Origin of the sequence: Acetomicrobium sp. S15 = DSM 107314 (assembly GCF_016125955.1) — a bacterium.
GTDB lineage: Bacteria > Synergistota > Synergistia > Synergistales > Thermosynergistaceae > Thermosynergistes > Thermosynergistes pyruvativorans.
Map to the genome: position 1 here is coordinate 1 of NZ_JADEVE010000088.1, position 317 is coordinate 317.

The window sequence follows — 317 nt, forward strand, 5'->3', positions numbered from 1 at the left end:
CATAACTGGCAGAATATCCCCTTCCCACCATTGCAGGGACCAAAATTGTGCCCAGAGCAGCGACCACCGCTGGTCCAGAGCCTGAAATGGCAGCAAAGATCATACACGCAACGACAGTTGGTGAGCTCGTGATATTGCACGGGGACGCCGAGCTCTGGATTGCTCGACCCCACCCTCCCAGGCGCAACCAGGATATAACGCTCGCCCCCAACTCATGCCCTTTTCCCAATTGCGCTCGCCGTATTTTTCCGCTCCTACCGTGTAGACTTTTGCCAGTTCTCGGAGGGCATCGGACGGAATGAGGTCATAACGAAGCT

1 protein-coding gene and 1 pseudogene are annotated in these 317 nt (G+C 55.8%); both read right to left on the reverse strand.

Going from position 1 to position 317, the window contains the following annotated elements:
- On the reverse strand, positions 1 to 103 hold a 103-nt coding region (locus EZM41_RS13430; protein WP_232618984.1), incomplete at its 3' end, for a TRAP transporter large permease subunit.
- Between the two features lie 149 nt (positions 104 to 252).
- Positions 253 to 300 (reverse strand): annotated as a pseudogene (locus EZM41_RS14540) (hypothetical protein); the annotation flags it as partial.
- Positions 301 to 317 lie beyond the last annotated feature (17 nt).